Genomic DNA, 15,428 nt, shown 5'->3' with positions numbered 1-15,428 from the left:
GACAACGCCGCTCGCCCGGTGTTCGAGGACGACATCCGGGACTTCACCCTGATCACGGACTCGCGTTGGCGACTGGTGGCCACGGAACTGATCCTGGCGATGCTCTCACCCGCCACCAAACGGTCGCCCCGTTGCCCCGCGCCTTCCGCAACCCCCTCCAAGTCACCAGTTGTCGCGGCCGTCTCGACGAACTCGTCCGCTTCTTCAACTGGCTGAGCGAACGGGCGACCAGCAGCCTGCAGCAGACCACCACCCGGGACTGCGAGGCATACCTGGCTCACCGCCGCTACGTGCTAGACGGAGCCCTGATCGGCGAGAACAGCCACGCGACCAGGCGATCCGCCGCCCAGTTCGTCGTCGACTTGGTGAACTACCACGACCTGTTCACCGCCGACCGCGTCCCCGCCGAGCTGCGGCCCTGGGGCGGCACCACCGCCTCCGCCGTCGCCGAGATACCCAGCGGCCGAGACGAGAACAAGACCCAACCGGTCGCGGACGAGATCACGCAGCCGATGCTCGCGGCCGCCCTCTACCTGACGTCCGTACTGGGCCCGCACGCTGTCGATCTGGCACACAAGATCCGCGAATCCGAACTTCACTCGGCACGACGTGCCCAAGGACTCCGGCGCGTCGGCCCCAAGAACCGCTTCCCGGTCCGGAAGCTCAGCGAAATCCTCGCCGAGTACACGCGAACGTGCACAGCCCTGCCCATGCCGGAGGACCATTACATCTCGAAGCGCCTCGAAAAGGGCTGGGCCGAGGACGATCCTCTTCTCCCGGTGGCCATGGGCACCCTCGCCCGCCGGGCCGGGCTGAGCCAGTTCTGCCATCCATGGCTACCCACCATGCGGCCGGCGCTGGAAGACGCGCTCGCGCAGGTCGGCGTCGAGAGACCATTCGGCCGCGATGTCGACCTGGTCCCCGCGGCCGACGGAACAGCGTCACTGCCCTGGACCCTGCCGCTGTCCCGGCTCCAGGCCGTCGCCCTGGTCGGCATCGTCCGCACCGCGGCGATCATCACCGCTGCCGCTATCTCAGGCATGCGCGCGAGTGAGCTGATGGAATTGCGTATCGGCTGCCGACGACCGCCCGATGAGTCCGTCCCGGGCCTGCCCCGCTACCGGATCGCAAGCAAGATTGTCAAAGGGGCAGCCGCTGGGCGGCACCGCCGACGAGTGGGTTGTCATCGAGCTGGTCTATCGCGCGATCGAACTCCTTGAGCAACTGCATGACGCCCCGGCAGAAGGGGCCCTGCTGATCGGCCGGTTCTCCTTCAACGTCCGCTTCAAGTGGTTCAAGAACTGGGTCAACTCCGAGGCCGGGAAGCGACTTGGCCTGGCGCCGATCCCGAGGGACCGGTCAACCTGCGGATGCTGCGGCGGACGTTGTCCCTGGAGATGGCCTACCGGCCCGGCGGCGTCCTGGCCACCAAGATCCACATGAAACATATCGCCGCGGCCACAACGGAGGGCTATGCCTCGCGTCCTGGCGGGGCTCAGGCCGAACTTCTGGCCGAGGTCAACAAGTACCAGAGCGAGCGCAATCTCCAGTTGGTACTGGAGGAGTTCCGAAACTACCAGGAGGGTGTTCTGCCCGCCGGTCCCGGCGCCCGCAGCCTCACCGACTTCTTCGTCGGCATCGACGCCCAGCTCGATGCGGCCTCGGCCGCGGCCCCGAAGGACACAGCGCAGCGACCGCGACGTGCTCAATCTGCTGACCAAGCGGGCCAAGGTACTTCACCTCAGCCCGGCGAACTACTGCTGGCTCACCGACCCGTCCCGGGCACTCTGCCTCAAGCTGGCTGGCACCCCGATGGCAGATCGTCCCCTGGTCGGGATGTGTGACTCGGCCCGCTGCCCGCAGGTTACTCACCATCCCTGCCACCGGCCCGTCTGGGCCGAGCACGCCGAACGCACCGAGATGTTTCTCGGCCAGCTCGGCACCACACGCAAGACCGAACGCACCGGGCTCCAAGCGAACTACGACCGGGCCCTCCGGGTCGTCGCTGAGATCGACGCCGCCACCGTGACCGAGGACGAGGAGTCCGCGTGAGAATTTCCCGAGCCCAGCGGGCTGAGAACGAGAACCGTATCCGGGCCGCCATGGACCGCCTTTTGCGCGGCGAGTTCCCGCCCGGCGGAAAGTGCGACATCAAGACCCTCGCCCGTGAAGCGGGCGTCGACCGCACGGCCTTCTATGGCACCCGTTCCCACTCCCGGCTCCGTGCCGAGTTCGAGCGTCGCCGCCAGGCCCTGCAACAGACCGGAGACATCCCCGACCCCCGTGAAGCTCAGATCGTCCGACTCAAGGTGGAGAGCACCAAGCTCAGGAAACGGCTGACCGGATCCGAGCAGACGATCAACGAGCTTATGGACTTCCGTGCCCAGCCCTGGCACGGCTCGCCGCCCAGCACGAAGAGATCGTCCGACTCCGTGAATCCGCCCTCGGCACAAGCCGCGTGAGCCGCCTTCCCGCACCGCGAACCACAGTAATCGGAACGTGCGGCTGACCCACCGGGATTCACTGGGCGCTCTCGGACGCGGGGCAATCGAAAAGGGCTTGCGGACGGGGCGGCGCTTGGCTAGACCTTACGGCGGAACCCCCACCGCGAGAGTGAGGGGCCACGACAGCGAGAGGAGGGATAAGCCCATGATCCCCATGATCACCGCGCTTGTGTCCTCCCGGGGTGCGGACCACATCTGACCTCGGAGCGGACGGGCGCCTTCACCGGAGCGTGCCTTGACCGTGAAACAGAACGACCTGACCATGCGTCCGATCACCGGACGCGAAGAACTCGTCCTCTTCTCCCAACTGCCTTACACCCTCAACGAGGAATTGGCGGACGACCTTGCCGCCGGCCGCCGACGTCCGGAATGGATGTGGGTCGCCCTTCGCGGCGAACGCCTGCTGGCCAGGGTCGCATGGTGGGGTCGGGCCGGAGACGACACACCATTCCTTTTGGACATTTTCGACATCGACGACAGCAGCGCGGATCGCGATCGCGTGGACATCGGCGTGCGGCTGCTGCGGGCTGCCACGGCCGCAGTGGTCCCAGCCGACGCCCGTCCACCCGAGTACAACCGAGCCGTCCCACCCGATTGGCGCGAGGGCGGAGCGACCGGGCGCATCGTCGAGGACCGCATGCTCGCCCTGGAACGGACCGGTGCCCGCCAGTTCGTCGAACGGCTGCTTCTGGAGTGGCGTCCCGGGACGCCACTCCCCGAGCCGAAGGGGCGTCTGGCGTTCCGGCCGGTCCGCGACACCGAGGAAATCCTCGCCTTGATGACTCGGGTCCTGGACGGAACGCTGGACGCGCACAGCAGGGACGACCTGACCCGGATGTCCCCCCGCGAAGCGGCGGCCAGACACTATGAGGAGGAACTCGCGCACTACCGGAGCCCGCAGGACTGGTGGCGGATCGCGACGCTGCCGGACGGCGAGCCGGTGGGGTTCGTCACCCCGGCCCGCAACGACTACAACCCCGTCATCGGCTACCTCGCCGTACTCCCCGAACACCGGGGCAACGGCTACATCGACGAGATCCTTGCCGAAGGCACCCGGATCCTCAGCGCGCAGGATGTCCCCCGCATCCGGGCAGCCACGGATCTCGGCAATACCCCCATGGCGAACGCTTTCCAGCGCATCGGATACGTCAACTTCGCACGCCGGATCTGCATGATCTGGAGCTGACCGAAGGCACGGGGCTCCCGCAACGGCGTCCCGCCCACTCACCCGCGACCAACAGAGTGAATGCATCACACCAGCGAGCCTGGAATGCAACACGCACTGCCCCCATCGTCGCGAACGCGGCGTCAAAACCCGTCTTCCCAATCACGACAGGACTCCGACTGCACCGGCCTCTGCGGACACAAGGCACTCCTACGCGAGCGTGCAGTTGGAGGCCGGGGAGTCCGTCGTCAGCCTGGCGGCGTGGCTCGGGCACTCCTCCCCGAAGATCACGCTCGACCACTACGCTCATTTCATGCCGGGTGGCGGCCACCGGGGCCTGACGGCGATGGACGCATGGCTGGAGCAAGGTCACCAGCGTAAAATCCCTCGGACGTCCCTGCTGGCAGGTTGGACCAAAAACTGACCGTCAAGGACTTGATCGGCTCGGGGCCCAACATGAACGTGCAGTACAAGGAGACCGCACGGGGCGGGCTCGCGGTGAACATCATCGAGTGCTGAGGCGACTCCTTCGCGGCCTTCGACCGGCACCCCGTCGCGCCGAAGACCCCAGGCGGATGCCCGCCGGGTGGGGCGTGGTCATGTTCGTGACCGTCGCAAGAGCCTCAGCGGCGAACTCACCGGCAGTCACTGACCGGTTGTCGCCTCCCCGGGGTGCCGTGAACGCTGCCTGTCACGGCACCGGCCGGCCCCGCAGGGTCACTCCGTACCTCGTGCGCAGGCGGTCGATCTCTCACCCCACGCCACGGCCGAGACCGAGACGGGGCCGGCGATCAGGGCGCAGATCCGGATGACCGGCGGGCCCGGCGGCATCCATGACCAGGTTGATGGCCGCCGGCTCCCACACCAGCACACCGGTCAGCAGCGCCGGAAGCGCGGAGTGCACCTCGGAGGTGCCGAACACGGTGCGGACCATCGTCGCGGACCCAATGAAGACGAAGAACACCGTCCACACCTCCGGAGCGGTCGGGGCGAGCGCGATGAGCGGAGTGAACCACTGGTTCTCCAGGCTCTGTCCCGCGAACACAATGGCCACGAACAGCAGCAGAACCGCCGTGAACGCGACGACGTACATCAGGCGGAGCGCATGGCGGGGCGCAGGCGCGCTCGCATGCCCGGCCGCGCTACCTCGGGTGCGATCCGGAACAGGCCGAGGATCACCAGGGGCGCGGAGAGCAGCAGCAGCCACGGGGTGACGGCGAGCCGGAGGGCGTACTGCTCCGGAACCTCCGCGAAGTCCGACGCGGTGCCGTAGGCAACGAGGATCAGCAACGACGTGGCCAGCGCCGCCCAGGACCTGATCCGCTGCACGCGCGTCACCTGCGGATCCATGATGCGGCGGCGGGCGTGCGGGGGGAACTTCAGGTGCGCATGGCGCGGGCGGAGCGGGCCAGCGGGTAGGCCGGAATGAGCAGGAGCAGAGGCGTGAAGCAGAACAGGAGCAGGGCCCACACGCAGCCGTGGATGGGCAGCCGCCGCAGCAGCTTCGTCAGCGGCGGCCAGTCACCGTCGCGGAACTGCTGCCGCAGCGAGCGGTAGGGCACGTACGGGCCGTGGGGCGGATACGGTCCCGGGTACGGATGGGGACCGGGCTGCGGTGGCACGCCCGGTGGTGGCGGTGGCGGCCCTTTCGCCTGCCACGACGGGCCGTACGGATTGTGTCCCCGACAGTCACGCCGAATCCTTCCTGAGGATGTGCGACGGGTGTGCCTCAGAACGATCCTGGTGAATCTCCCTCAGCAGTCAACATCCAAGGCGGCGGCGGTGCATGTGGTGGGGCACAGCTGCGCGGCGATCGCCCCGGAATCGCCCTGCCCCCGGCCCGGCCGGGCTGGCACGATCACCGCATGCGAACCGTGTGCGCGCTTCTCGTGGGCATCGACGACTATCCGGACCAGCCGCTGAGCGATTGCGTCAACGACGTGGCGGGGGCGGAGAGTTGGCTCCGGCAGCAGGGCGGGCCCGATCCGGAGATCCTCTTGCTGCGCGACAAGGAAGACACCAAGGCGGCGGTGGTCGACCGTATCAGGAAGCATCTGGGACGCAGCGGTCCGGGTGACACCGCGCTGCTGAGGTTCAGCGGGCACGGCAGCGAGCACGCGAGCGACGATCCCCGTGCGGCGACCGGCCGGAGTCAGGCGCTCGTGTGCGCCGACAGCCTGGACTCGGGCGGACAGCCGTTGCTCCAGGAAGCCGAACTCGGCGCCCTCCTCGACGAGATCGCAGCGCGCGGCGCGCATGTCGTCGCTGTGCTCGGCTGCTGCCACTCCGGCGGTGCGAGCCGCGAGCTCCCGGCCGGTGCGCGCTCGCGGGGGGTCTCGTCGCCGCGGGGCGGGAAGCAGGACCAAGCGGCCGTCGTCGTGGACGACGAACCGGGCTGCGGCTCGGTGCTCGCCGAGCTGCTCCAGCGCCTGGAGGTGGGCCGCCCGCTCGGCGGCATCCGGGATGGGGTGGCCGTCACCGAGGTACCAGGCGGAGCCCTCGCGGCCGCGGCCGACCCGCAACCGCTGAAGCCATCCAAGTGGCTTGAGGAAGGTCTGGTAGGCGATGCGCAGGGTCTGCCGGGAAATCCCGGCTTCCTCGGCCGTTTGCCGCTCGCTGGCGGCGTGCCGACGGCCTCCCGCCCTTTCGGCGAAATTCAGGTGCGCACGCAGTATCCGCAGCGCGGTACGGCCGCGTTTCCCGCGCCACGGAGTGGTCTCGATCCGGTCGCGCAGCGCCGCCAGGTCCTCGTGGGCGTCCTGCCGGGAGACCACAGATTCGACTCGCATGAGTGCGGGTCAGAAAGGTCCGTCGGAAGAACCGGTGGTATCCGAGCGCCTCGGCCTCCTCGGCGAGGCGCACCGAGTCGCGCAGCGCCTCCGGGCCGTCGTGCCCCTCACGGATGCGGGAACGGTCGAGCACGGAGAACCGGGTGGATGCGATCACTGAGCTCACACCGTTGTTCAACGTCCGGAGCGGGTCGGCATTCCCCCGCTCCCGTACGGAGTCCCGCCGGCACGGGGGCGGGGGAACGGGCCGGTCCCTCCCGGCCTCACTCCATGGGGTAGATGTCGCCACTCGCCATGCCGCTGACCTGCTCGCTCTCCGATTCGATCCTGAAGGCCTTCTCCTTCAGACGCCGGCGCTCCTCGGGGTCGGTGGCGCGCTCGGCTTCGTCCTTCAGGCCTTTCGCCTTGGCTCGCATCTGCTGCACGCGTTTGCGGAGTTCGTCCGACTCGCTCATGATCACTCCTTGGATGTGCGGGCTCGACCGGTGTGTCAGCCCCGGGACCGGTGCCATGGACAGCTGGACGTGGCCGCGTGTGACCAGCGGGCATTGGCGCCCAGGAGGCCGAGGCCGATGCCCAGCATCCAGAAGTCCTTGGCCATCGGAATCCCGTTCTGGGTGGGCCGGAGGCTTCCGGGCTCCCGCATCCCGGGAACCCGGAGATACAGGCCGACCAGACCCCCGGAGAACCCCGTCAGCGCCAGCCCGGCCAGCCTGGTCGGCACAAAGGGGGCGAGCAGCGTTCCACCGACCGCGATCTCCGACCAGGCGAGCAGCCGGGTGAACCGCTCGGGCTCGATCCTCTTCAGGAACGGATAGGCGACACAGGCCATGCCGTGCAGGCCTTGGGCCGTCTCCGCGTCGGCTTTCAGCTTGCCCAGGCCGGAGTTCAGGATGAACGCACCGGTGGCGAGGCGAGGGGGGACATCGCGCGGTTCGAGAGTCGTCGTCATGGGAGCCTCCGTCCCGTACTGGGCCCCTCGTCGAGCTTAGCCATTGGGCACCGGTGCCGCTCCGCGAGGAAGATCCCGGACCGCGGGCACGGCGGCACCCCGTCCGCCGGTTCCGTAGCGGATCAGGGGATCCGGGACGGAACCGGGTTTCGGACCAGCCGTGGTTCCGGATTCAACGATTCAGCCGGTGGCGGGTGCGGCCGCATTGCCCACCACCGTGACCTGCTGCCCCCGGCTCGTGGTCTGCGAGGTGGCGCTCAGGCAGCTTCCGGAGGGCGGATCGGGGACCGTGGGAAGGCTGCCGGTATGGTCGACGCCCACCTCGGTGCCGACCGGTTTGCCGTACGTCACCGTGATCCGCCGGCCGCACCCCGCCGAGAGATAGGGCTCGATGAATCCCTGATCGGCTTTCTTGAACCGGCCCGAGGCGGACGGCAGCCCGAAACTGCCGATGTGCGCCACCGGCGCCCCGGTCGCCGTCTCGACGATGTCCCCGGTCATCGTCTGTGTCGTCCCGTTCACGGCGGTCCGCTTGAGTACCAGAGTGATCGCAGCGTTCATGTCATCCCCTTGGCCGGTCTGCTTCGGCTGATGATGCGTGCGGCGATGAGGCCCTCCGAGCCGGACGGTCCGTGAACGGTGTCCGGGCAGGGCGCATCCGGAAACTCCCCTGGGGATCAACGGAATCGGAGTGTTGTGGGGGCTGCGCGTCAGCATGTAAGCGATTGCCATAGGGCGCAAGAGGAGCTCAAATGCCCCCGCTCCCCACTATGGCCAGGGCGTGTTGCTGTGACAGTAACCGCTAACACTCGTCGCTACATTAGGGGTGGAGACGGCGGGGCGGTTCCGGCCCGATGGCTGCGTACTGGGACACGGGGCCGCAGCCCCGCCGTAGCGGCAATGTCGACTTCCATTGATCGCGGAGCAACCTCCGACGCACGACCGTCGTCTTGATCCACAGCAAGGCGGTTCGCCGTAAGCGGCGACCCACGTCCGACCCCCACGAGCACCCGGGTACGTCCACCAGGCAACTATGCATTCAGCGTATACATTGAATGCATAGTTACTCCCTGCTCCGATCCGGCCGCGCACGAAAGGCTCCCATGCACAGCAAGGCACTGGCGCCCGAGTACCAAGGCGCCCTCACCAAGATGTCGGTGAACTCCTCTCTCACAGATGTACTGGCAGAAGGAGTACGCCACTTGAGGGAGGCCGAACTCTCCGGTTCACAGCAGGAGGTGGCCCGGTGCGGGCTCGCCGTCGCCGAGGCGCACCGCAGGCTCGGCAACGTGACGGAAGCCGACCTGGCCTGGAAGGCCAGTTACCGGTCCGCCCGCTCGGCCGGTGACCTCGGGGCGATGGCCTGGGCGCTGTGGAGCGGCGGGACACTGGCCAGGCAGCGCGGCGAACTCAGGCTCGCCTTCCGGCTGTTGGGGCTCGCGGCCGACATGGGCAAGCGCGGCGGGGACATCGTCGCCCGCGGCTACTCCCTCGCCGGACTCGCGGAGACGGGCCGAATACAGGGCGACTACCGGACCGTTGCCGCACTGCACGAACAACTGCTCGCCGAAGCACGCGCGCGTGGCGAGGCGCGTCACACCGTGTGGGCGCTGGAGGGCATCGCACAGATCCACCGCAACACGGGCTCGCTCGACACGGCCCTGACCATGTTCGAGGAGGCGGCCGAGCTCGCCGGCAACGCCGACGACCGGCGCGGCCGGGCGTGGGCCCTGCGCGGCATGGCCGACATCATCTCCCTGCGGGACGGCGATCCGGAGCGTGCCCTCGCTCTGCTCACGGAGGCCGAACTCACCTGCCGTGAGATGAATTTGTCCAGTGCGCTCGCCTACAACCACAAGATGCGCGCCAACGTCCTCTTCCGCGCCGGCCGGTACGAGGAGGCGCGCGAGATGTACGAGGAAGCGCTCGCGGAGTTCCGCGCCATGACCGAACCCCGGGGCGAGGCGCTGTCCCGGCTCGGTCTCGTCAAATCACTGGCCCGGCTCGGCCGCGACCGGAACGACACCGCGGCGGACCTGCACGAGTTGCGCCGCACCCTGAGCCGGATCGGCCTGCTCAACGCCCGGGACATGGTGGACAAGGCGTACGCCGAACTCGGCGTGGCGCCGGTCGACGGCGACACGGGCAAGGAGAGCGGCGACACGGACGAGGAAAGCGGACGACGATGACGACACCGCCCGCAACCCGACAGGCCGCGCCGCCGGAGGTGCTCGCCCGCTGCCGCGACCTCGTACGCCCGGCGCTCGCACAGGCCGTCCGGCGCCTGCATCCGTGGCACGCGGAGATGGCCGCCTTCTCCCTCGGGTGGGCCGCGGCGGACGGCAGCCCCGCCCCGGGCTCACAGGGCAAGGGGATCCGCCAGACCCTCACGCTGCTCAGCGCCGAGGCCGCCGGCGCACCGGCACAGGACGCGGTAGTCGGAGCGGTGGCCGTGGAACTGATCCATGTCTTCTCGCTCCTCCACGACGACATCATGGACGGCGACGAGACCCGCAGACAGCGCGCCACCGTGTGGAAGGCGTACGGAACCGGACCGGCGATCCTCGCCGGCGACGCGCTCTTCGCGCTGGCCGTGCAGACCCTGGCCGACTCACCCGGGAGGCACAGCGCGGCGGCGGTCCGGCATCTCGCCGGGACGCTGACCGACCTGGTACGCGGTCAGGCCGACGACCTGCTCTTCGAGTCCCGGCCGTGGCACGGGCCCGAAGCGGTCCAGCCGCACGAGTACCGGTGGATGGCCGAACACAAGACCGGGGCGCTGCTGGGCTGCGCGGCGGGCCTGGGCGGGGTGTTCGCGGGTGCTCCGGCCACGACCGTCGACGCACTCGCCCGGGCGGGCCGGCATCTCGGGGTGGCGTTCCAGGTGGTGGACGATCTCCTCGGGATCTGGGGAGATCCTGCGGTCACGGGCAAACCCGTGCACAGCGATCTGCGCCGGCTGAAGAAGACGTACCCCGTCCTCTCGGCCCTGGCCACGGACCGTCCCGCCGCCCGACGGCTCGCCCTGCTGCTCGGCACCGGCAATCCGCTGGACGACACCGAGGCCCGGCGGGCGGCCGATCTCGTCGAGGAGGCCGGTGGCCGGTCCGCCGCCCTGGCCGAGGCCCACCAGCAGCTGGCCTGCGCCCGCCGAAGTCTGGAGACCGTTCCGCTCGCCCCGGCCGCGCTCGGCGAGATCCTGGCGCTTCTCCCGTTCCTCATCGACCGCACCGGGTGACCTGGTCCGGCCACCCGTCCCGACGCACCGGGGCACCTCACTCGGCGTCGTGGAAGACGAGGCCGAGGGTGCGGCGCCGGCCCGAACGGACCGTGCTCACTCCGTGCTTCATGGGCGCGGTCGACCAGCCGCGCCTGGAGGCGACCGGCCGGTCACGGGTGGTGAAGACCAGCCCGTGGCCCTGGGGAAGGGTGGTGGCCGATCCGCGGGACTGTGCGCGGGGGCGCTGTTCGGTCATGAGGAACTCGCCACCGGTGTAGTCGATGCCCGGCGCGTCGAGGCCGGTGACGACCTGGAGCGGGAAGATCATGTCGCCGAATACGTCGCGGTGCAGGGCGTTCCAGTCCCCGGCACCGTAACTCAGCAGGATCTGGGCGGACTTGGCCTGACCTGCCGCGTGACACATGCCGAGCCACCCGGCCAGCTCATCGGGCCACGGCGCGTCTTTGCCCAGCTTCGCGGACCAGTCACGGGCGATGTGCAGCAGGTGCGGGTAGAACGCCTCCCGCAACTCCCGCACGACTGCGGGGAGATCGTGGGTGAAGTAGCGGTACTGACCGGAGCCGAAGCGGTGGCGGGCCATGTCGACGGTGGAGCGGAAGCGTTCGGTCTCCTCGTACAGACCGGCGATCTCCCGGCACTGGGCAGGAGTGAGCAGTCGCCCGGTCGGCGCGCTGCCGTATGCGTCGATCTCGTCGGTGAGTGCGGTCCAGTCGGTGGCGTCGACCAGGTCGCGCAGGGCTCCGGCCGGGTGTGTTGTGTCGATCATGGATCTGGTTCCTGGTTTCCTCGGTACACGGACTCCGGTGCCATGAATACTGACCGGCACCGGGCATCGGATCCGGCGCTATTCGGACATTGCGCTGCACGACGTGCGATGTGCGCTGTACGACGTGCGCTGCGAGCAAAAGGCGTTTCGCGACGCAGCCCCTCGAATGGCCGGAACTCCGGCATCTTCTGCGCGACCCGGCCCTCGGCACGGGCCACCCACAGATGATCGTGCGCCTCGGATACGGCCCCGCCGGGCCGCGCACACCCCGCCACCCCGTGGCCGAGGTACTGACGATCGCGCCCTGACGTCCTGACGCGGTGCCGATGCGGGAAGCCGAAACCCTGAACTCGCCCACATAAACCCGAAGTTGTGTGCCACATTCGTTCCTGCGCACACCTCTGATCGCCACTTCCTCAAAGAGGATCAGGCGCCTATTCTGCTGCGTTGACCGCAAGCGCGACGGAATGGATGTTGGCATGAGGGAGCAGTTGGGGGCGGCGGACTCCCGCCAGGCCGGACCGTACCGGCTCGTCGCCGCGCTGGGGCGAGGGGAAATGGGCCGGGTGTTCCTGGGCCGGTCCCGCGGCGGACGGCTCGTCGCCGTGAAGGTGGTCGACGACGCGCTCGCGAGGGACGAGGAGTTCCGGCGCCGGTTCGCGCAGGCGGCGCAGGAGGCCCGCAGGGTGGGGGGCTTCTACACCGCGCAGGTGGTGGACGCGGACCCCGACGCGGACCCGCCGTGGCTGGCGTCGGCATACATCCCGGGCCCCTCCCTGCACGAGGCGGTGCGCGCGCACGGCCCGTTGCCCCACCAGGCCGTGCGGGTGCTCGGCTCCGGGCTGGCCGAGGGCCTTGCCGCGATCCACACCGCCCGGCTCGTGCACGGCGGCCTGAAGCCGAGCAACGTGATCCTGGCCGACGACGGGCCGCGGATCACCGACTTCGCCCTCTCGCGCGCCCTGGACGCCGCGCATCCGTCGATGACGGTGAGCGCCGAGCACGGCGCGTTCATGTCGCCCGAGGCGGCGCGAGGGCAGCATGCCGGGCCCGAGTCGGACGTCTTCTCCCTCGCCGGGGTGCTCGTCTTCGCCACCACGGGACGCGGTCCCTTCGCGGGCGCTGTGGGGGCCGAGGTGCTCCACCGCATCGTCAACGCCGAGCCGGACCTCACCGACGTCCCGGAGCCGCTGGCCGGGCTGCTCGCGGCGTGCCTGGAGAAGAATCCCGCGCAGCGGCCCGGCCTGGACCATCTGCTCCAGCAGCTCGCCCCGGGCGGCGGGCAGGGCGCCGGGTGGCTGCCCGCGCCGGTCGCGGCCATGGTGGACGAGCAACGGGCCGCCCCGGCGGCGGGCACCATGCGGCGGCGGGCGTTCCTGGCGGGCGGTGTGGCGGCGGCCGCGGCTGTGGCGGTTCCCGTGGGGATCTGGCTCAACTCCGGCTCCGGCGACGGCAAGGAGACGTCCGGAAGCGGGTCGAAGGGCGGGGGACCGGCCGGGGAGAAGCCGGTCGGCCCGAAGCTCAAGCCGGCCGAGACCATCGACGTCGGCAAGACCGACGCCTCCATCCACCTCGCCTACAGCCCGGACGGCAAGCAGCTGGCCACCGGTCTCAAGAGCAGCGTGACGCTGTGGGACTCGGCTTCCCGGTCGAAGACCGTCACGCTGACGCCGAAGGTCGTGGGGCTTGCCCACTGCGTCGCGTTCGGCGGCGACGGTCTGCTCGCCCTCGGCTATCTGAGAGGGCGGGACCGGGACACCGACTACCGGGGCGGCGGCGGGATCACGGTCTGGGACACCGCCTCGCGCCAGGAGATCGCGGCGCTCACCTCGCCCTTCAAGGGCAGCAGCATGTACGCGATGCAGGCGGTGGCGTTCAGCCCGGACGGCAAGCTGGTGGCCGGCGCCCAGGGCGGGCCGCGCGACAGCTTCGGAGAGGTCCTGCTGTGGGACGTACGCTCGGGGAAGAAGGTCAAGGATCTGATCGTCGGTGCGGGCAGGGGCAGCAGCATGTTCGCGGTGCGGAGCATCGCCTTCAGCCCGGACGGCAAGACCCTGGCCGCGGGGTACGGGGGCGAACTCAAGGGCGGAGTGGTCCTGTTCGACACCTCGTCCTGGTCGCCGGTCGCGACACTGCCGCTGGACGGCACGGATGCCTTCGGGGTCACCACCGTCGCGTTCTCCCCGGACGGCAGGACCCTGGCCGCCACCTTCGGCGGGATCGCTCTGTGGGACGTCGCCACACGGAAGCTGACCGCCAGGATCGGCACCGCGAACGACCAGAACCAGAGCCTGGCGATCAGCCCGGACGGCTCCGTCGTCGCCGGAGCCGGCGGCGCCGGTGCGGTACAGGGCCATATCGCTCTGTGGGACCTGGCGTCCCACAAGGAGGTCGTCTCCGTCCCGGCGGGCCGCAGCGGCGTCGGTGACGTGGCCTTCCACCCCGACGGCCGGACGCTCGCCACCGCCTACACCAACGCCAAGATGCTCTCCACCGTGCAGCTGTGGACCGTCGGGTGAGCGAACCCATGGCCGCCGGGGACCCGCGCCGCGTCGGGCCCTACCGCCTCGTGGGCCGGCTCGGACGCGGCGGCATGGGGCAGGTGTTCCTCGGCCGGTCGCAGGGCGGCCGGATGGTCGCGGTGAAGCTGGTGAACCCGGAGCTGGCCGAAGACACGGAATTCCGGCGGCGGTTCGCCCTGGAGGCCGAAGCGGCCCGAAAAGTCGGCGGCTTCTACACCGCCCAGGTCGTGGACGCGGGCGTGGACGACGATCCGCCGTGGCTGGTCACCGCCTACATTCCGGGGCCGTCCCTCCAGCAGGCGGTGCGGACCCACGGCCCGCTCCCGTACACCGCGCTGCGGGTACTCGGCTCGGGCCTGGCCGAGGGGCTCGCCGCGATCCACGCCGCGCAGCTCGTGCACCGTGATCTGAAACCCGCCAACGTGATCCTGGCGGACGACGGTCCGCGCGTCATCGACTTCGGCATCGCCCGGGCGCTCGACTCGGCACACCTGACGGCTTCCGTGATCGGCACGCCCGGCTTCATGTCCCCCGAGCAGTGCCTCGGCCGCGAGACCGGGCCCGCCTCCGACGTCTTCGCCCTCGCCTGCGTCCTGGTGTACGCGGCCACGGGGCACAGCCCCTTCGGGCAGGGCACGGCGGCCGCGATCCACTACCGGACCGTCCACGAGGCTCCCGACCTGACCGGTGTACCGGCCGAACTCGTCCCGTTCCTGGAGAGCTGTCTGGCCACGGAGCCGGAGCGCCGCCCGACCGTCGCCGAGGCCCTGGAGCAACTGGCCACGTCCACGGACGACACCGAGTGGCTCCCGGCGGGTGTGAGCGCGATGGTGCGGGAGCGCCGGGCGGAAACGAAGGTGCTGCCGCCCGACGAGATCCCCTCGGCTCCCGGTACCGGCAGCGGCTCGTCGCCCAGGCTCGGGCGGATCGCCCTGCCGGCCATCGGCGGTCTGGCGCTGGCCGCGGCCGCCGTCTGGGGCGCCGTGGCCTGGCTGGGCCCTTCCGGCAGGCCGGACGACTCCGCCGCCGGCCGAGGCCCCCGGGCCACCCCCAGCGCCAAGCCGGTGGCCGGCAGCACCGACCCGTGCGACATCCTCGACAGGGACATCATCCAAGAACACGTGCTCGTGGACACGGGCACGCCGGGCGGGTACAGCAGTGGCTCGGAGTCCATGAAGTCCTGCAAGTGGCAGACGGCCGAGTTCGGCGACCCCGACACCGACATGGACGGCTTCTACACACTGGCGTACGCACCGAACCGGATCGAGGTGATCCGCAAGGATCGCCGGACCGACCCGGTGGACCTCTCCGGTATCCCGGACGCGAAGGCGTACACCAACGCTTCGGAGTCCGCCTGCGAGGTGTCGTGGCCGACGTCCTTCGGATACGCCGTCGTCTTCGCCACCGAAGGGGACAACTACCTCACCGGGGACTGCGACTATGTGGCGAGGTTCGCCCGAACGGTATACCCGAAGGTGCCCAAGTAGCC

16 protein-coding genes and 4 pseudogenes are annotated in these 15,428 nt (G+C 69.8%); 12 read left to right on the top strand and 8 right to left on the bottom strand.

All coding sequences use genetic code 11. From position 1 onward, the window contains the following. The first annotated feature begins 131 nt into the window (after positions 1 to 131). From ABZY11_RS08760 to ABZY11_RS08735, 6 genes and pseudogenes are all read left to right on the top strand, one after another. On the top strand, positions 132 to 1,220 hold the full coding sequence (locus tag ABZY11_RS08760) for a hypothetical protein (RefSeq protein WP_356478449.1): 1,089 nt from the start codon (positions 132 to 134) through the stop codon (positions 1,218 to 1,220). Between the two features lie 150 nt (positions 1,221 to 1,370). Continuing rightward, complete coding sequence (locus ABZY11_RS08755) at positions 1,371 to 1,844, top strand: hypothetical protein (RefSeq protein WP_356478448.1); 474 nt, start codon at positions 1,371 to 1,373, stop codon at positions 1,842 to 1,844. Beyond that, on the top strand, positions 1,837 to 2,052 hold the full coding sequence (locus ABZY11_RS08750; RefSeq protein WP_356478447.1) for a hypothetical protein: 216 nt from the start codon (positions 1,837 to 1,839) through the stop codon (positions 2,050 to 2,052). Before ABZY11_RS08755 ends, ABZY11_RS08750 begins: the two co-directional genes overlap by 8 nt. Continuing rightward, positions 2,049 to 2,462, top strand: a complete 414-nt coding sequence (locus ABZY11_RS08745; protein ID WP_356478446.1) for a hypothetical protein — start codon at positions 2,049 to 2,051, stop codon at positions 2,460 to 2,462. The genes ABZY11_RS08750 and ABZY11_RS08745 overlap by 4 nt, the downstream gene beginning before the upstream one ends. A 304-nt stretch (positions 2,463 to 2,766) precedes the next feature. Continuing rightward, positions 2,767 to 3,690 carry a GNAT family N-acetyltransferase gene (locus ABZY11_RS08740; protein ID WP_356478485.1) on the top strand — a complete coding sequence of 308 codons (924 nt, stop codon included), beginning with the start codon at positions 2,767 to 2,769 and terminating at the stop codon, positions 3,688 to 3,690. 181 nt (positions 3,691 to 3,871) lie between these two features. Continuing rightward, positions 3,872 to 4,188, top strand: a pseudogene (locus ABZY11_RS08735) (integrase); the annotation flags it as partial. Positions 4,189 to 4,420: 232 nt separating this feature from the next. Here the strand turns inward: ABZY11_RS08735 and ABZY11_RS08730 are convergent. From ABZY11_RS08730 to ABZY11_RS08720, 3 genes are read right to left on the bottom strand one after another with little or no spacing between them, the layout of a single operon-like run. Beyond that, positions 4,421 to 4,762 (bottom strand): hypothetical protein, encoded by a 342-nt coding sequence (locus ABZY11_RS08730; RefSeq protein ID WP_356478445.1) that lies wholly within the window; start codon positions 4,760 to 4,762, stop codon positions 4,421 to 4,423. Further along, the gene (locus ABZY11_RS08725; RefSeq protein WP_356478444.1) at positions 4,762 to 5,007 is read right to left on the bottom strand and encodes a hypothetical protein; all 246 of its coding nucleotides are present in this window, start codon (positions 5,005 to 5,007) and stop codon (positions 4,762 to 4,764) included. Before ABZY11_RS08725 ends, ABZY11_RS08730 begins: the two co-directional genes overlap by 1 nt. Before the next feature lie 41 nt (positions 5,008 to 5,048). Beyond that, positions 5,049 to 5,231, bottom strand: coding sequence for a hypothetical protein (locus ABZY11_RS08720; protein ID WP_356478443.1), 183 nt, complete (start codon positions 5,229 to 5,231; stop codon positions 5,049 to 5,051). Between the two features lie 303 nt (positions 5,232 to 5,534). Between ABZY11_RS08720 and ABZY11_RS08715 the strand changes: the two are divergent. Continuing rightward, positions 5,535 to 5,930, top strand: a pseudogene (locus ABZY11_RS08715) (caspase family protein); the annotation flags it as partial. Between the two features lie 556 nt (positions 5,931 to 6,486). On the opposite strand, the pseudogene ABZY11_RS08710 reads toward ABZY11_RS08715, so the two are convergent. From ABZY11_RS08710 to ABZY11_RS08695, 4 genes and pseudogenes are all read right to left on the bottom strand, one after another. Continuing rightward, a pseudogene (locus tag ABZY11_RS08710) lies at positions 6,487 to 6,624 on the bottom strand (LLM class flavin-dependent oxidoreductase); the annotation flags it as partial. Between the two features lie 97 nt (positions 6,625 to 6,721). Next, positions 6,722 to 6,913 (bottom strand): DUF6381 family protein, encoded by a 192-nt coding sequence (locus tag ABZY11_RS08705; protein ID WP_356478442.1) that lies wholly within the window; start codon positions 6,911 to 6,913, stop codon positions 6,722 to 6,724. 35 nt (positions 6,914 to 6,948) lie between these two features. Continuing rightward, positions 6,949 to 7,410 carry a hypothetical protein gene (locus ABZY11_RS08700; RefSeq protein WP_356478441.1) on the bottom strand — a complete coding sequence of 154 codons (462 nt, stop codon included), beginning with the start codon at positions 7,408 to 7,410 and terminating at the stop codon, positions 6,949 to 6,951. A 180-nt stretch (positions 7,411 to 7,590) separates the two neighbouring features. Further along, on the bottom strand, positions 7,591 to 7,971 hold the full coding sequence (locus ABZY11_RS08695; RefSeq protein WP_356478440.1) for a hypothetical protein: 381 nt from the start codon (positions 7,969 to 7,971) through the stop codon (positions 7,591 to 7,593). A gap of 542 nt (positions 7,972 to 8,513) precedes the next feature. Between ABZY11_RS08695 and ABZY11_RS08690 the strand changes: the two genes are divergently transcribed. Together ABZY11_RS08690 and ABZY11_RS08685 are read left to right on the top strand one after the other, a co-directional pair. Beyond that, entirely contained in the window at positions 8,514 to 9,599 is a 1,086-nt protein-coding gene (locus ABZY11_RS08690) for a tetratricopeptide repeat protein (RefSeq protein WP_356478439.1), read from the top strand. Continuing rightward, entirely contained in the window at positions 9,596 to 10,648 is a 1,053-nt protein-coding gene (locus tag ABZY11_RS08685; protein WP_356478438.1) for a polyprenyl synthetase family protein, read from the top strand. The genes ABZY11_RS08690 and ABZY11_RS08685 overlap by 4 nt, the downstream gene beginning before the upstream one ends. A gap of 37 nt (positions 10,649 to 10,685) precedes the next feature. Here ABZY11_RS08685 and ABZY11_RS08680 read toward each other — a convergent pair whose 3' ends face one another. Beyond that, positions 10,686 to 11,417 (bottom strand): 2OG-Fe(II) oxygenase, encoded by a 732-nt coding sequence (locus tag ABZY11_RS08680; RefSeq protein WP_356478437.1) that lies wholly within the window; start codon positions 11,415 to 11,417, stop codon positions 10,686 to 10,688. A 152-nt stretch (positions 11,418 to 11,569) separates the two neighbouring features. Here ABZY11_RS08680 and ABZY11_RS08675 point away from each other — a divergent pair. The 3 genes and pseudogenes from ABZY11_RS08675 to ABZY11_RS08665 all read left to right on the top strand — a co-directional run. Beyond that, positions 11,570 to 11,725, top strand: a pseudogene (locus tag ABZY11_RS08675) (nitroreductase); the annotation flags it as partial. Positions 11,726 to 11,896: 171 nt separating this feature from the next. Further along, complete coding sequence (locus ABZY11_RS08670; protein WP_356478436.1) at positions 11,897 to 13,936, top strand: serine/threonine-protein kinase; 2,040 nt, start codon at positions 11,897 to 11,899, stop codon at positions 13,934 to 13,936. After that, complete coding sequence (locus tag ABZY11_RS08665) at positions 13,933 to 15,426, top strand: protein kinase (protein ID WP_356478435.1); 1,494 nt, start codon at positions 13,933 to 13,935, stop codon at positions 15,424 to 15,426. Before ABZY11_RS08670 ends, ABZY11_RS08665 begins: the two co-directional genes overlap by 4 nt. Positions 15,427 to 15,428: the final 2 nt, after the last annotated feature.

The sequence above is a fragment of the Streptomyces sp. NPDC006510 genome, from assembly GCF_040611955.1.
In the GTDB taxonomy this organism is placed as follows: domain Bacteria; phylum Actinomycetota; class Actinomycetes; order Streptomycetales; family Streptomycetaceae; genus Streptomyces.
Note: the sequence above shows the minus strand (reverse complement) of the source record. Positions and strands in the feature narration are given on the sequence as shown.

What these genes read in the sequence shown, in the direction of transcription:
- ABZY11_RS08755 (WP_356478448.1), top strand. Translation starts at nt 1,371, where the DNA reads ATGCTGCGGCGGACGTTGTCCCTGGAGATGGCCTACCGGCCCGGCGGC.
- ABZY11_RS08750 (WP_356478447.1), top strand. Translation starts at nt 1,837, where the DNA reads ATGTGTGACTCGGCCCGCTGCCCGCAGGTTACTCACCATCCCTGCCAC.
- ABZY11_RS08740 (WP_356478485.1), top strand. Translation starts at nt 2,767, where the DNA reads ATGCGTCCGATCACCGGACGCGAAGAACTCGTCCTCTTCTCCCAACTG.
- ABZY11_RS08730 (WP_356478445.1), bottom strand. Translation starts at nt 4,762, where the DNA reads ATGTACGTCGTCGCGTTCACGGCGGTTCTGCTGCTGTTCGTGGCCATT.
- ABZY11_RS08705 (WP_356478442.1), bottom strand. Translation starts at nt 6,913, where the DNA reads ATGAGCGAGTCGGACGAACTCCGCAAACGCGTGCAGCAGATGCGAGCC.
- ABZY11_RS08700 (WP_356478441.1), bottom strand. Translation starts at nt 7,410, where the DNA reads ATGACGACGACTCTCGAACCGCGCGATGTCCCCCCTCGCCTCGCCACC.
- ABZY11_RS08695 (WP_356478440.1), bottom strand. Translation starts at nt 7,971, where the DNA reads ATGAACGCTGCGATCACTCTGGTACTCAAGCGGACCGCCGTGAACGGG.
- ABZY11_RS08690 (WP_356478439.1), top strand. Translation starts at nt 8,514, where the DNA reads ATGCACAGCAAGGCACTGGCGCCCGAGTACCAAGGCGCCCTCACCAAG.
- ABZY11_RS08685 (WP_356478438.1), top strand. Translation starts at nt 9,596, where the DNA reads ATGACGACACCGCCCGCAACCCGACAGGCCGCGCCGCCGGAGGTGCTC.
- ABZY11_RS08680 (WP_356478437.1), bottom strand. Translation starts at nt 11,417, where the DNA reads ATGATCGACACAACACACCCGGCCGGAGCCCTGCGCGACCTGGTCGAC.
- ABZY11_RS08670 (WP_356478436.1), top strand. Translation starts at nt 11,897, where the DNA reads ATGAGGGAGCAGTTGGGGGCGGCGGACTCCCGCCAGGCCGGACCGTAC.